Source organism: Bordetella avium, assembly GCF_034424645.1.
In the GTDB taxonomy this organism is placed as follows: Bacteria; Pseudomonadota; Gammaproteobacteria; order Burkholderiales; family Burkholderiaceae_B; genus Bordetella; species Bordetella avium.
The window spans coordinates 1,232,071-1,245,852 of the sequence record NZ_CP139969.1; the positions used below are offsets into that span (position 1 = coordinate 1,232,071).

Annotated in this window: 12 protein-coding genes, 1 tRNA gene and 1 pseudogene; 8 read left to right on the forward strand and 6 right to left on the reverse strand. The window is 59.4% G+C overall.

The annotated features are described in order from the left end of the window. The first annotated feature begins 13 nt into the window (after positions 1-13). From hflC to U0029_RS05845, 8 genes are all read left to right on the forward strand, one after another. A complete protein-coding gene (hflC, locus tag U0029_RS05810) occupies positions 14-901 on the forward strand; it encodes a protease modulator HflC (protein ID WP_012417996.1) in 888 nt (295 codons plus the stop codon). 369 nt (positions 902-1,270) lie between these two features. After that, on the forward strand, positions 1,271-2,428 hold the full coding sequence (locus tag U0029_RS05815) for an ATP phosphoribosyltransferase regulatory subunit (RefSeq protein WP_012417995.1): 1,158 nt from the start codon (positions 1,271-1,273) through the stop codon (positions 2,426-2,428). 75 nt (positions 2,429-2,503) lie between these two features. Further along, positions 2,504-3,799 (forward strand): adenylosuccinate synthase, encoded by a 1,296-nt coding sequence (locus tag U0029_RS05820; protein WP_012417994.1) that lies wholly within the window; start codon positions 2,504-2,506, stop codon positions 3,797-3,799. Positions 3,800-3,925: 126 nt separating this feature from the next. After that, entirely contained in the window at positions 3,926-4,465 is a 540-nt protein-coding gene (locus U0029_RS05825) for a phosphoribosyltransferase (protein ID WP_012417993.1), read from the forward strand. 309 nt (positions 4,466-4,774) lie between these two features. Further along, positions 4,775-4,987 (forward strand): 30S ribosomal protein S21, encoded by a 213-nt coding sequence (rpsU, locus tag U0029_RS05830; protein WP_012417992.1) that lies wholly within the window; start codon positions 4,775-4,777, stop codon positions 4,985-4,987. Positions 4,988-5,004: 17 nt separating this feature from the next. Continuing rightward, positions 5,005-7,029 (forward strand): DNA primase, encoded by a 2,025-nt coding sequence (dnaG, locus tag U0029_RS05835; protein ID WP_114852557.1) that lies wholly within the window; start codon positions 5,005-5,007, stop codon positions 7,027-7,029. Positions 7,030-7,781: 752 nt separating this feature from the next. After that, positions 7,782-10,046 (forward strand): RNA polymerase sigma factor RpoD, encoded by a 2,265-nt coding sequence (rpoD, locus tag U0029_RS05840; protein ID WP_039051541.1) that lies wholly within the window; start codon positions 7,782-7,784, stop codon positions 10,044-10,046. 7 nt (positions 10,047-10,053) lie between these two features. Next, a tRNA-Ile gene (locus tag U0029_RS05845) sits at positions 10,054-10,132 on the forward strand. A gap of 24 nt (positions 10,133-10,156) precedes the next feature. On the opposite strand, the gene U0029_RS05850 is transcribed toward U0029_RS05845, so the two are convergent. The 6 genes and pseudogenes from U0029_RS05850 to recT form a co-directional block, all read right to left on the reverse strand. Further along, positions 10,157-11,149, reverse strand: coding sequence for a tyrosine-type recombinase/integrase (locus U0029_RS05850; protein ID WP_236824160.1), 993 nt, complete (start codon positions 11,147-11,149; stop codon positions 10,157-10,159). Positions 11,150-11,202: 53 nt separating this feature from the next. Further along, positions 11,203-11,298, reverse strand: a pseudogene (locus tag U0029_RS17265) (hypothetical protein); the annotation flags it as partial. 89 nt (positions 11,299-11,387) lie between these two features. Further along, complete coding sequence (locus U0029_RS17270; protein ID WP_114852554.1) at positions 11,388-11,657, reverse strand: Lar family restriction alleviation protein; 270 nt, start codon at positions 11,655-11,657, stop codon at positions 11,388-11,390. A gap of 167 nt (positions 11,658-11,824) precedes the next feature. Further along, positions 11,825-12,118, reverse strand: coding sequence for a hypothetical protein (locus U0029_RS05855; RefSeq protein WP_049794114.1), 294 nt, complete (start codon positions 12,116-12,118; stop codon positions 11,825-11,827). Then, entirely contained in the window at positions 12,118-12,630 is a 513-nt protein-coding gene (locus U0029_RS05860; protein WP_114852552.1) for a hypothetical protein, read from the reverse strand. Before U0029_RS05860 ends, U0029_RS05855 begins: the two co-directional genes overlap by 1 nt. A 132-nt stretch (positions 12,631-12,762) precedes the next feature. Continuing rightward, entirely contained in the window at positions 12,763-13,779 is a 1,017-nt protein-coding gene (gene recT / locus U0029_RS05865; protein WP_115600680.1) for a recombination protein RecT, read from the reverse strand. Between the last annotated feature and the right edge of the window lie 3 nt (positions 13,780-13,782).

Sequence of the window (13,782 nt, forward strand, 5' to 3'; positions counted from 1 at the left end):
AGGAGTCCTGATCATGCAACGTTTCATGCCTTATCTGATCGGCCTGCTCATTATCCTGGCCGTTCTTTCTTCCTGCGTTTTCGTCGTGCGCGAGCGCGATTCCGCCCTGCTGTTCTCGCTGGGTGAAGTGCGCAAGGTCATCAGCGAACCGGGTCTGTATTTCAAGGCCCCGCCGCCGTTTCAGAACGTGGTGACGCTCGACAAGCGTATTCTCACGATCGAATCGAACGATGCTGAACGTATCCAGACTTCTGAAAAGAAGAATCTGCTGATCGATTCCTACGTGAAGTGGCGTATCGCTGATCCGCGCCTGTTCTACGTGACTTTCGGTGGTAATGAACGCGCCGCCCAGGAGCGTCTGCAAGCCCAGATCCGTGATGCGCTGAACGCGTCGGTCAACGTACGTACTGTTAAGGACGTTGTGTCTACCGAGCGTGACAAGATCATGTCGGAGATTCTGACCAATGTGGCTAAGCGTGCTGAGCCTTTGGGTGTGCAGATCGTCGATGTGCGTCTGCGCCGCATTGAGTTTGCGCCCGAGATTTCCGAGTCGGTCTATCGCCGTATGGAGGCGGAGCGCACCCGCGTAGCCAACGAATTGCGCTCGATCGGTGCAGCCGAAAGCGAACGCATCCGCGCCGAGGCCGACCGTCAGCGTGAAGTGATTGTGGCCGAGGCCTATTCCAAAGCCCAGAGCGTGATGGGGCAGGGTGATGCCCAGGCCAGCGCTATCTATGCAGACGCCTATGGCAAAAACCCCGAGTTCTTCAATTTTTACAAGAGCCTCGAAGGTTATCGCTCTGCATTCTCCAAGCCCAGCGATGTGCTGCTGGTCGACCCATCCTCGGAATTTTTCCAGTTCCTGAAAAGTCCCGAGGGTCAGGCCGCCCCGGCAAAGTAAACGCCCAAAGTAAACGCCTGTCGGTCTTGATAAAACCGGCGCCCTGTAAAGGCGCCGGTTTTTTTTGTCCGAGCCGCCCTAAAGCGCGGAGTCCTCTTTGGCGCGGCAAGCGCGCCACGCCTGCGCAGCGTGGGGCTACTTCGTCGTTTTTAGCAGGATGCGCTGTAGCATGACGCGGCGTGGCTATCTGCGAATCTGGCTTGAATGTGGCCTTTATGCCGCGTGCTAGGACATGCCCCCTGATCCATGTACAATACCTCGTAAGCTAGAAAACTTTCCGCAAAGACTGAGCGGGCTTACGCCCCCCTCAGTCTTTTTTCGTTTGGGCGACGCTTTCGCGAAGTCGAGGCGTTTTCAGAGTGCATATTCATGGGTAACTGGTTGCTGCCCGAAGGCCTGGCCGACGTATTGCCGGCCGAGGCCCGGCGCATCGAGGAGTTGCGTCGTGAGCTGCTCGATCTGTATCGTACTTACGGATTCGAGCTGGTCGCGCCGCCGTTGGTTGAGTATATCGATTCATTGCTATCCGGCATGGGTGGCGATCTGAATCTGTACACCTGCAAGCTGATCGATCAGCTCTCCGGTCGCACTCTGGGAGTGCGCGCGGACATGACGACTCAGGTCAGCCGCATCGATGCTCACCTGCTGAATCGCAACAGCGTAACTCGCTTGTGCTATTGCGGCACGGTGTTGCACGCTCGCCCAGCCGATCTGCTGTCCAGCCGCGAGCTGCTGCAGATTGGTGCCGAAATCTACGGTCATGTCGGTTTCGAGGCTGACCTCGAAATTTTGCAGTTGGTGTTGGAAACCGTTGCCATCGCGGGGGTGTCGCGTCCCAGGCTGGATCTCAGTCATCCCGGGGTGGTTAAGGCCCTGTTTGATGCCGACCCTGCGGCGGCCGCCATTTCCGGCCGCATCATCATGTTGCTGCGTGAAAAAGACGTGGCGGGTTTGGCGGAGCTGGCCGGCGTTGAGCCGGCCCTGCGGGCGGATACGCTTGCTGCCTTGGGCGCTTTGGTGCGTCTGTATGGCGAGATCGATGTCATCGATCGCGCGCGCCAAGAGCTGCCGGCTTTGCCTGCGCTGGTGCTAGCGCTAGATGAGTTGGAGCGTCTAGCCCGGGCTGTGCCCGATGTGGCGCTCGGCCTGGATCTGGCGGATGTCGGCGGCTATGGCTATCACTCAGGCGTGACCTTTGAGCTGTACGCCCAGGGTTGGCACGATGCCTTGGTGCGCGGCGGTCGCTACGATGACGTCGGCCGCGCATTCGGCCGGGCTCGCCCGGCCACGGGCTTTAGCCTGGATTTGCGCAAGCTCGCGGCCGGATTGAGTCCGGCCGAGCCCGGGCGCGCCATCCGCGCGCCCTGGGGGCAGGACCCCGCCCTGGTTGGCGCCGTGCGTGCGCTGCGCCATACGGGTGAAATCGTCGTTCAGGTTTTGCCCGGCCACGAGCATGACCAGGACGAATTCGTTTGTGACCGCGAGCTTGTGCTGCAAGATGGCGCCTGGACGGTCAAGACCTTGTGACTAACTCCCTCCCTGTCTGGGAGGGCCGCGGGGAGATTTCCGGATTTCCCGAGAAACTCGATACTGATTCAAAACATGAGCAAGAATGTAGTGGTGATCGGCACCCAATGGGGTGACGAAGGCAAGGGTAAGATCGTCGATTGGCTGGCTGAATCCGTTCAAGGCGTGGTGCGCTTTCAGGGCGGCCACAATGCGGGTCATACGCTGTGGATCAACGGCAAGAAGACGATTCTGCGTTTGATTCCGTCGGGCATCATGCACCCCGGCGTGACCTGCTATATCGGCAATGGCGTCGTGCTGTCGCCCGAAGCGCTGCTCAAGGAAATCGAAGAGCTCGAAGCGGCTGGCCTGGATGTGCGCTCGCGTCTGCAGATCTCTGAAATCTGCCCTCTGATTCTTCCGTACCACGTCGCCGTCGACAAGGCGCGCGAAGCACGCAAGGGCGAGAGCAAGATTGGCACGACCGGTCGTGGCATCGGCCCGGCCTACGAAGACAAGGTCGCTCGCCGCGCGCTGCGCGTGCAGGATTTGTTCACGCCCGATATTTTCGACGCCAAGCTGGACGAAGTGCTGGACTACCATAACTTCGTGCTCACCCAGTATCTGGGTGCGCAAGCTGTCTCGGCCAATGAGGTGCGAGATCAGGCAATGGCCCTGGCTCCGGCGATCAAGCCGATGGTGCGCGACGTCTCTAGCAGTATTTTCCTGGCTCAGCAGCAGGGCGCCCGCTTCCTGTTCGAAGGTGCGCAAGGCGCATTGCTCGATGTGGATCATGGCACCTATCCCTACGTCACCAGCAGCAATTGCGTGGCGGGTGCGGCGTCGGCCGGTGCGGGTGTGGGTCCGCAGTCGCTTGATTACGTGTTGGGCATCACCAAGGCTTACACGACGCGCGTCGGTTCCGGTCCGTTCCCGACCGAGCTGCTCGACGAAGTCGGCAGCCGTTTGGCCACGGTCGGCAAGGAGTTTGGTTCGGTGACCGGTCGTCCGCGTCGTTGCGGCTGGTTCGATGGCGCCGCCTTGAAGCGTTCGGTGCGTCTGAATGGCATTTCCGGCCTGTGCATCACCAAGCTGGACGTGCTCGATGGGCTGGAAAAACTCCAGTTGGGCGTTGGTTATCGCGTCAATGGCGAGTTCCGCGATGTGCTGCCCTATGGCGCCCACGCTGTTGCTCAGGCTGAGCCCGTGCTGGAAGAGCTGCCGGGTTGGTCTGAGTCCACGGTTGGCGTTACCGAGTACAGCAAGCTGCCGCTCAATGCTCGCCGCTATCTGGAGCGTGTTGCCGAAGTTTGCGGTGTGCCGATCGACCTCGTGTCGACCGGTCCGGATCGCAATGAAACCATCGTGCTGCGTCATCCCCTGAAGGGTTGAGCAGAGGTTTCAGCAGATAATTCGCCATGTCCAAGTAAGCGCATGGCGGGTTATGATATATACGGCCGCCGCGGCATGATGCCGCCGGTGGCCTTTTCGTATTTTCCAGCAGGAGTTTAAGCGCCTATGAGCTCGCCAAACAACGACGACAGCCACGTATGGGTGACTTGGGACGACTACAACCGATTAATCGAGAAGCTGGCCCTGCAGGTATACCAATCGGGTTGGGAGTTCGACCAGATTCTGTGCCTGGCGCGTGGTGGTGTCCGTGTCGGCGATGTCATGTCCCGTATTTATGATGTGCCGCTGGGCATTCTGGCCACCAGCAGCTATCGCGAGGCCGCAGGCACCAAGCAGGGTGAACTGGATATTGCGCAGTTCATTACGATTACTCGGGGTACCTTATCCGGTCGAGTGTTGTTGGTAGACGACATGGTCGATACCGGCATGACCTTCAACAGGGTCTTTAATCACCTTAAAGAACAGTTCCCCGCCATTACCGAGCTGCGCAGCGCGGTGCTCTGGTGGAAGGGGCATTCTCAGGTAACGCCCGACTATTTCGTCGACAAGCTGCCGACCAATCCCTGGATACATCAGCCCTTCGAAGATTACGACAGCCTGCGGCCGCATCAGCTCGAGGCTTGGATTCGGAAAGGTTCACGCTAGAGGCAGGGCTGCCAGCCTCTGGTCAAGTTTGGCGCAATCATGCTAGAATCGCTGGTTATCGCTAAACCGAACCTGGCGCTCGTTTCCCGCGTACCGATTTTTCGGTATTCACTTGGGTGACAACGCCAAGGAAACTGCGGCGATGCGGGTGTTGCGGGTTTCGCTACATCTGAAGCGCCGGAAGCGGCCCGGCTTACCCGGGATGCCGGTTTTTGCCTGCCCGTTGCGGAGCTGTAGTCTGCATAAGGCTAAGAAAACCGGTTTAGCCAGGTTTGTTAATCAATCACTGTTACCCAAGACACTGAATTTATGCCTATCGTTCGACTGAAGGAAAACGAACCGTTTGAAGCCGCTCTGCGTCGCTTCAAGCGCACCATCGAAAAAACCGGTTTGCTCACCGAACTGCGTTCGCGCGAGTTCTACGAGAAGCCCACGGCAGAGCGCAAGCGCAAGCACGCCGCCGCGGTGAAGCGCCACTACAAGCGGATTCGTAGCCAGCAACTGCCTCCGCGCATGTATTGATCTGATTCCCGAATCTATTGATTCCTGAGTCGTTCATACAAGATTTGCTCGCCCGAGTCGACGTAGTCGACGTCGTCGGGCGCTATGTGCAGCTGCGCAAGGGCGGGGCCAATCTTCTTGGCCTGTGCCCCTTTCACAACGAAAAAAGCCCCTCTTTTACCGTCAGCCCAACTAAGCAGTTTTATCACTGTTTCGGTTGTGGAGCCCATGGCAGCGCCATCACTTTTATGATGGAGCACACGGGTGCAAGTTTCCCCGAGGCCGTGCGCTCGCTCGCCGGCTCGGTGGGAATGACGGTCCCCGAAGAGCCTCGCAGTCCTCGCCAGCAAGCCGAATCGGTGCGCCGCAAGGCCGAGGTGTCTCGCCATACCCAAGTGCTGGATGCTGCGCAGGCGCAGTATCTGCAATGGCTGCGTTCGTCCCCCGAGGCTATTGCCTACCTTAAACAGCGTGGCCTGACTGGTGCAGTGGCCAAGACCTTCGGCCTGGGTTGGTCTGGCACGGACCGGCATGGTTTGGCCAAGGTTTTCGATAATTACGATGACCCCACGCTGGTCGAGGCGGGTCTGGTTATCGAGTCTGAAGACGGCCGCCGCTACGACCGTTTCCGCGAACGCATCATGTTCCCCATCCGTAACGCGAGGGGCAGCCTGATCGGTTTTGGCGGACGCATTATTGGCAAGGGGGAGCCCAAATATCTGAACTCGCCCGAAACGCCAATTTTCAGCAAAGGCCATGAGCTTTACGGCCTTTGGGAAGGACGCTTGGCCATACGCCAGGCGGGTGTGGTCATCGTGGTCGAAGGCTATATGGACGTCGTCGGGCTGGCGCAATTGGGCATCGGCAATGCGGTGGCCACCTTAGGCACCTCAACCACGCCCGATCACGTCAAAAAACTCCTGCGCGCCAGCGACAAGGTGGTTTTTAGTTTTGATGGCGATAGTGCGGGGCGTCGGGCGGCATGGCGGGCTTTGCAGGCTTGCCTGCCCGTGTTGCGCGACGATATTTCCATTCGCTTCCTGTTTTTGCCGTCTGAGCACGATCCGGACTCTTATGTGCGTGAGTTCGGTGCTGAGGCTTTTCGAGGCCAGATGGCGCAGGCCAGCGCGCTGTCGCGCTTTCTGCTCGATGAGCTGGCCTCCCGGCATAACCTTGGCGAGGCCGAAGGCCGCGCCAGTTGTCTGCATGAGGCCAAGCCCCTTTTGGCCGAGATTCCCGAGTGCGGGCTCAAGACTCAGATTGAACGTGAGATGGCCAAGCTGGTCCAGCTCACACCTGAAGAAATGGCGCAGGCCTTGGCCCAGCACGCTGCCCAGATGCAGGCGCAGGCCGCTGCCCGTCAGCAAGTGCAGTCGCCGTCCGCGGCCCTCACGCCTGTGGCGCCGGCGGGGGATGATCCTCCACCGGATTGGGCGAATCAGCCGCTTTCCGATGACGAACACGATATTTATTCGGTGGGCGCGGCAGGCCCTTCTTGGCAGGAATCCGACGGCCTGGATTGGCGTGGCAAGTCTCAAGACAAGCCGGCTTGGAAGGGCAAGGGTGACTGGAAAGGCAAAGGCGACTGGAAGGGCAAAAAACGTCGTGACGAAACCGGCGGCTACGAAGGTCGACGTGTCATGCCATCGCTGGCCCGTCGCCTGCTTTGTTTGCTGCTCGCCCACCCGGAGTTGGTCGACACCATGGGCGACCAACAACTTGAAGTCATTGACCATGGCCCCAATCTAGGGTTGGTGCGGGACTTGATCGTGTTGGCGCAAACGAGTGGCGCTCGTCATGTCGGTGCTCTCATGGAGGCGGCAGATCCAGACTCGGATCTCTTTGTGCTGCTCAAGGGTTTACGGGCGGATATGATGGCGCAGGAAGATCTTCCTGAGCCCCAGGTCGAGTGGGACGACGCTTTGCGCCGCATCGAAATTGACGGCTTGCGCGCCGAAATGGCCCGATTAGCTACCGAGGGCCTGCTTACAGAGGAGGCGCGCCGGCGTTACGGCGAACTCCGGCAGCGTTTGACGGTCTTAAGTACATCCGGTTTGCGTTGAAAAGTACGGTACACTTTAGGGTTTTTCCAGGCATGGCAGGCCGGGTATGGGCGGCACAGGCCGGTTGTCAGCGGGTGCGCCACGGCGTGTTGCAGCGGGCGGGTTGTGGCTCGATTGTTATCGATGTCAGGACGTGGCGCGCCGGGCGCGAGAGCGCTCGGTAATATCAGGCGGTGATGATGCGCGGTAGTGAGTCATCACCTTGGCGGCGGCAAGTCTGCCGTAAAGAATGAAGTGCGTCGCGGGATTGATCCTGTGACGTGGTGTAGGAGATCGGCTCTTTTTTTGTGCGGCAGGCTGGTATTGCGTCACCGAAGTGCGCATACTAAAGTGATGCGAACCTGATTATCCTGTATGGATATTCCTCCCTGATCAAGGGGATGGCGCCGCACCGAACCGTTGTAAGCAGTACAGATAGCTAGAAGGTGGGTCGTGCAGTCCACGATCATTCGGCTGGCGGCATTGAGTAGGGTGTTGAGTCCGTATGGCAAGCGAGGATTACCCGCTTAGCCCCGCCTGTTGCAGGCAACGACAGCATTCCCGATGTCCCGACCTGATGGTCCTGGATGAAACCGCGACACAGGCAGTCCCCGGGCTTGAGGGCCAGAGGGCGCTGCCAGGGGCTTACACCAGTTCCGCGCCCAACGCGGACGCGCGGTTTCCGCCAACCCGCCAGTTATACCCGCCCGCCGGCCGCAACCGGCGCGCGGTGCAACAAACCCCAACGGGTTGCGACGACTACGGAAGCGACTATGACCAAATCCACCGGCAAAACCTCCTCTGCAATCGAAGCGGCAGACGCCAGCCCCACGATGGCCAAAAAGCGTGCCATCAGCATGGCGGCGGAAAAAACGCCCGCCAAGACAGTGGTGAAGGTTGCCAAGACCGCAACCAAAACTGCGGCGAAAAAAGCCGCCAAGCCGGCTGCGGCCGCAGGCGAAAAGACCACCAAGACCCGTGTCAAGAAGGCCGAGGACAAGCTGGCCGATCTGGTGGGCGGCGCCGCACGCGTGCCCAGCGGCCGTCGTCCTGGCCGTCCGGCCAAGAATGCCAACAACGATAGCGATACCTTCGATGATCCGATGGACGGCGAAGGCGAAGTCGTGCCTGATTTTAAACCCGTCAAGCGTGGCGGCAAGCGCGGCAAAGGCGATCCTAAAGATCTGATCGCCCGTGGCCCCGTGTCGCCCGAAGAATACGAGGCCCGCCGTAATCGCCTGAAGCAGCTGATCAAGCTGGGCAAGGATCGCGGCTACCTGACTTACGGCGAAATCAACGACCATTTGCCCGACGATCTGGTCGACGCCGAAGCCATCGACGGCATTATCAGCACCTTCAGCGATATGGGTATCTCGGTCTATGACCAGGCCCCTGATGCTGAAACGCTGCTCATGAGCGAGAACGCGCCAGTCGCTTCCAACGATGATGATGTCGAGGACGAGGCCGAGGCGGCGCTTACCACCGTTGATTCCGATTTCGGCCGCACCACCGATCCCGTACGTATGTATATGCGCGAAATGGGCTCGGTCGAGTTGCTCACGCGCGAAGGTGAAATCGAAATCGCCAAGCGTATCGAAGACGGTCTGAAGCACATGGTCATGGCCATCTCGGCATGTCCGACCACCATCAACGAAATCCTCGCCCACGCCACGCGTGTACGAGAAGGTCAAAACCAGATCGACGAAGTCGTCGATGGTCTGGTTGACCCGGAAGATGGTGAAGAGTACGCCGGTGCCGGTGTCAGCGCCGACGAAGAGGAGGGCGATGACGGTCCGGCTGGCGGCATGTCGAGCAAACAGCTCGAAGACCTGCGCGTCAAGGCCCTGGCCAAGTTCGACGAGGTCTCGCGCCAGTTCGACAAGATGCGCAATTCCTACGAAAAGGATGGCTATCGTTCGGATATCTACATCAGCGCTCAGGAAACCATCCAGAACGAACTGATGGGCATTCGTTTCACGGCCAAAATGGTCGAGAAGCTGGCTGACACCCTGCGTAATCAAGTTGAAGAAGTGCGACAGCTCGAACGCGCTGTGCTGCACACCTGCGTGGATCGCGCAGGCATGCCGCGCTCGCACTTCCTCAAGGTGTTCCCGGGCAACGAAACCAATTTGCAGTGGGTCGTCGAAGAAGTGGCCGCAGGCCACCCCTACGCTGAAACCCTTGAGCGTCAGATTCCGGCCGTGCAAGAGTTGCAGCAAAAGCTGATCGACCTGCAAACTCGCGTCGTGCTGCCGCTGAAGGATCTCAAAGACGTCAACAAGCGCATGGCCACGGGTGAAGCCAAGGCTCGCAAGGCCAAGCGCGAAATGACTGAGGCCAACCTGCGTCTGGTGATCTCTATTGCCAAGAAGTACACCAACCGCGGTCTGCAGTTCCTGGATCTTATCCAGGAAGGTAATATCGGTCTGATGAAGGCGGTCGATAAGTTCGAATATCGTCGCGGCTATAAATTCTCGACCTATGCAACTTGGTGGATTCGCCAGGCCATTACCCGTTCTATCGCGGACCAGGCTCGCACCATCCGTATCCCGGTTCACATGATCGAAACGATCAACAAGATGAACCGGATCAGCCGTCAGATTCTGCAGGAAACCGGCGCCGAACCCGATCCTGCGACCCTGGCGCAGAAGATGGACATGCCCGAGGACAAGATTCGCAAGATCTTGAAGATCGCCAAAGAGCCGATCTCCATGGAAACGCCGATCGGCGACGATGATGATTCCCATCTGGGCGACTTCATCGAAGACACGTCCACGCTGGCACCGTCTGATGCCGCTTTGCACGGTTCCATGCGCGATGTTGTGAAAGAAGTGCTAGACTCCCTCACCCCGCGTGAAGCCAAGGTTTTGCGCATGCGTTTCGGTATTGAAATGAGCACCGATCAAACGCTGGAGGAAGTCGGCAAACAGTTTGACGTTACCCGCGAACGGATTCGTCAGATTGAAGCCAAGGCCTTGCGCAAGCTGCGTCATCCCAGTCGCGCAGACAAGCTCAAGAGCTTCCTCGAAGGGCAATAAGTTTTAAGGGCCTCTAGCTCATGCCTGGTTAGAGCAGCGGACTCATAATCCGTTGGTGCCGAGTTCGACTCTCGGGGGGCCTACCAGCAAAATCAAAGGGTTGCGTGTGATCACGCAACCCTTTGTTTTTTTGCGTCTGGGGATTTTCTGCCAATGTTGGCAAGGGCACCCCCGATGGTCTCGGTTGCTAAGTGGGCGTAGCGCTTGGTGCTGGTCGCTGACTTGTGCCCCAGAACCGCCCCGACGGTATACAAATCGACTGAAGCATTGATCATTTCGCTGGCAGCGCTGTGCCGCAGGTCGTGGAAGCGAAGGTGTCCCATGCCGACGGCCCTGGCGGCTTTTTTGAAATTCTTGCTCATTGTCCATTTGTCACGCATTCGGACTTTGGCCGCAGCATTTGCCTTCGGGTGGATCGGCACAAAGCGGGGCAACCCATTTTTGGTGTCGGGCAGCTTGAATAAGCCGTCCTCCCGCACAGCGGCAACAACTTCGCCAAGCCGCATTCCGCTATAAAAAGAGATTCGGATCGCCGCCCGAGTAGCTTTGCAAGTGCAAGCTTTTGCAATCAACAGCATTCCACGCCGGTCGGTGTAGAACTGGCGTTCATTGCGTACAGTCGGCGTGAGAACGCGGGCGCCGGGGTCGTGCTCAGACATGCCGTGGCGCTTCCAGGCATAGCGGCAGGCGCTGACCAAGTATCGGATGCGGTTTCTTTTCGTGGCTGGCGCCAGTTCTGACCCGTCGTCCCGAATAGCCTTTTCGCCGTAAAGCTTGCAGGCCTCAGCCAATTCGCTTATCGGCTTGCCTCGGTAGGCCCAGTACATCAGGCCCAGCTCTCGAATGATTATGTCGCCCGACTTGAGGTGCGGCGCCCGCTCTTTTAGATAGATCGTGACAGCATCCTCAATCAGGAATTGCGGGCGCTCGACACGAGTTGCAACGGCGTAGAGGCGCGCGGCTTCTTGGCGGTCGTAGGCGTCTGCCTGGGCACGACTCCACGACTTCGGAAGAAGCTTGGAAGTGCGGACTCGCTTGCCTTCAATGGCGCGGTCGAACTCAAAGACGAAACAACCGCGCGCTTTGTCTCGATATATCGGCATGATGCTATGTACTCGGTGAGATCTTCTTTTGTAAAGAGGATGCGGCGCCCGAACCTGTGGCAAGGGATTGGCCCGCCAGGGGCGGCAAGATCATAGACGGTGCGCTGTGCCACGCACAAAACAGCGGCCGCCTCTGCGACGCTCAACATATCGCCTCCAAAAATAAACCCGCGCTAGGCGGGCCTCCAAGCATTACGTGTGGTGTCCAGCAGTCGCTGGATAGCGTCATCGATCATGATCAGCAGTGCTCGTCCGCGACGATGCCGGGCGTCTCAGTTGTTCGAGGATTTCGGATAACTGGCGCTGGCGCAGCGCGGTGATTCCACGCGCAGCCGCAGTCCTGGCCTTCCTCGCCTGTTTCGAGCCGGGCTCCGCAGTCGCCACACTCCACAACGCAGGATTGGAACGGTGTTCCAATGCGCTCAAAATATGCAGAGGCACACCCGCAGAATGGGCACGGCTCAAGTACGGTCTGTTTGGTGTTGGGGGTCATGCTTGATACCTCCATGCTTTTATTTCGTGGGTCTCCCAGTGGTCCGCGCCGTCTCGGCTCCAGTACCTGCCTGCGCGAAAGTAGCCGTCTATGCCGTGGGCTTCGATGTTCGTGGAGATTGCTCCGCCTGTGACAAACCTGATTGATCGCATCGGTAAGGGGTTAATTCCTGGCCACATCCCCTACCTCCCTTCGCCCTGGATGGATGGGGCGGCAGACCGGCGCGAGGCATTGAGCAATTGCCCGGCCTTGCGAACGGCCGCGTCTATCTCAGACCCGTCAACGTACAGCGTCACGCTGCGGAAACTGATCGTGTACTCTCGCAGCTTGCTCAGTAGGGCCAGGGCTTCCGTCAGCTTTTCGTTTGCGGCGGCGGCTGTCAGGCGCGTAGTGCATTGCAGCAGGCATCGGCCAGCGTAGAGACAATCGCCGCTGGCCACGGTGCAGGCTGGCCTGGGGATGAAGTCCTTGCCCATCACTCACCACCTTTGCCCTGCTGGGCGGCAATGGCGGCGTCGATGGCGGCATCGAGCGACTGTCCTCGGGCCGCGTGACCACCGCCGTCATATATCGTCCAGTCGTCATGCTCTCGGAAGGATTCGAGCGAGCGCAGCCATCGATACCGTGCCGCGTCCTTGGCATCCCGCGCATCTGCGGCAGGGCTGGCCTGGGGCGCGGTGTAGAGTGCCAAATACTCTGACTGGTACACACCAGACGGGTCGGCAAAAGTGAATTTCGGGTCAGAGTTTCTTTCTCGCTTTGCCATCATCCACGCCACCGGCTCCGCGCTCGTCTCGGATGTGTCGACATGTCGACACCCGTCAGCATCGGGTGCGCTTGCCAGGGCGGAGCGCAGTTCTTTCAGGCCGTGCAGGACGAGCGGCCAGTTGACGGGCCAATCCTGGCCCATCGGCGCGGCGTTCTCGATTGCGTCGATTGCGAGATCCAGTGGGAGTTGCCAGCCTTGAGGGATAACTTGATTGGTCATGTGAATTCCTTTTCTCCGCCCAGGGCGGACACCTAAGACGACAAATCCAGGCATATCGGGACTCCAGGTGGGAAGAGGGGGAGGGCAGCGCCAGTAGATGGCCTCCGTTGGTTGTGGCGCCGCCCTGGGGGATCAGTCCGCCGAGGTCAGCTTGGCGCGGCGGTTCTGGTAGGCGCGTTGCAGTGCGTCGTAATGCTCATCCGGGGCATCGCGCAGGCTGTCGCCAACCAGGTCGAGCGCGTCGAGGCTTGCCGCGTCTGCGATCTGCGGGAACAGGGGGGAGGGGTCGTAGGTGATCGCCGCCGGCGCGGCGTCGTCATCACCCGGTGCGGGCGTGATGTATTCGCCCTCCAGAACGTTGTCCAGTGCTTGCGATTCGCCGCGAGCGTTCAGCTCGTCCAGTGCGGCGGCGTTGGCCAGCTCAATGCTCACGGGCAGATACTTGAACAGGCGGCGCAGTACGGTCTTGCGGCCCATCTCTGCAAAGTGCGCACCCCAGGGGCTAGCGTCGGTCTTTTTGGCCCGCACGGCCTGCTGCCAGCCTTGCGAGGCGTTGCGAATCTCGATGATCTGCTGCTCGCTCATCACCTCGAAGGCGTGGCCGCCACCGACCAGCTTGGCGACTGCATAGAAAGCGATGATGGCGCCGCGTTCGCCCATGGCCGGCTTGTGCTCCAGCTTTTCATCCAGGCCGTAGGCATATTCAAAATGATCGTTCTCGTGTACGGCATGGGCGGCGATGCTCACGATCTGGCCGGATCGGCGGGCGAGGTCGATCAGTCCCTTGTAGCCCAGGACAATCTGAACCTCGATCTTGTCTGTCACCCAATCATTCCCTTGCTTGCGGCGCTTCTCGAAGGGGATCAAGTAGGCGTGGCCAAGGGGGGTGTTCGGCTCCAGACCAAGCTGCGAGCACTGCACAACCGCGCCCATCAAGGATTCGACCGTGCAACCCATCAGCTTCGGCGTGGTGCGTAGCGCGCCCAGTGCGATTTTCAGCATACGGTCGGCGCTGACGTGGCGCGGTAGCACGGCGGCCAGCGTGGACTTTTGGGAATCAAAAAATGCCTTTACCTGGCCGATGCCGGCCTGCGAGGCGACCATCTTGGATGTTTTCTTGAGGTCAGCGAGGGAGGTGGTTTGCGACATGGT

Excerpts from the sequence above, each read along its gene's own strand:
- hflC (WP_012417996.1), top strand. The coding sequence starts at position 14 with ATGCAACGTTTCATGCCTTATCTGATCGGCCTGCTCATTATCCTGGCC.
- U0029_RS05815 (WP_012417995.1), top strand. The coding sequence starts at position 1,271 with ATGGGTAACTGGTTGCTGCCCGAAGGCCTGGCCGACGTATTGCCGGCC.
- U0029_RS05820 (WP_012417994.1), top strand. The coding sequence starts at position 2,504 with ATGAGCAAGAATGTAGTGGTGATCGGCACCCAATGGGGTGACGAAGGC.
- U0029_RS05825 (WP_012417993.1), top strand. The coding sequence starts at position 3,926 with ATGAGCTCGCCAAACAACGACGACAGCCACGTATGGGTGACTTGGGAC.
- rpsU (WP_012417992.1), top strand. The coding sequence starts at position 4,775 with ATGCCTATCGTTCGACTGAAGGAAAACGAACCGTTTGAAGCCGCTCTG.
- rpoD (WP_039051541.1), top strand. The coding sequence starts at position 7,782 with ATGACCAAATCCACCGGCAAAACCTCCTCTGCAATCGAAGCGGCAGAC.
- U0029_RS05850 (WP_236824160.1), bottom strand. The coding sequence starts at position 11,149 with ATGCCGATATATCGAGACAAAGCGCGCGGTTGTTTCGTCTTTGAGTTC.
- U0029_RS17270 (WP_114852554.1), bottom strand. The coding sequence starts at position 11,657 with ATGGAGGTATCAAGCATGACCCCCAACACCAAACAGACCGTACTTGAG.
- U0029_RS05855 (WP_049794114.1), bottom strand. The coding sequence starts at position 12,118 with ATGGGCAAGGACTTCATCCCCAGGCCAGCCTGCACCGTGGCCAGCGGC.
- U0029_RS05860 (WP_114852552.1), bottom strand. The coding sequence starts at position 12,630 with ATGACCAATCAAGTTATCCCTCAAGGCTGGCAACTCCCACTGGATCTC.
- recT (WP_115600680.1), bottom strand. The coding sequence starts at position 13,779 with ATGTCGCAAACCACCTCCCTCGCTGACCTCAAGAAAACATCCAAGATG.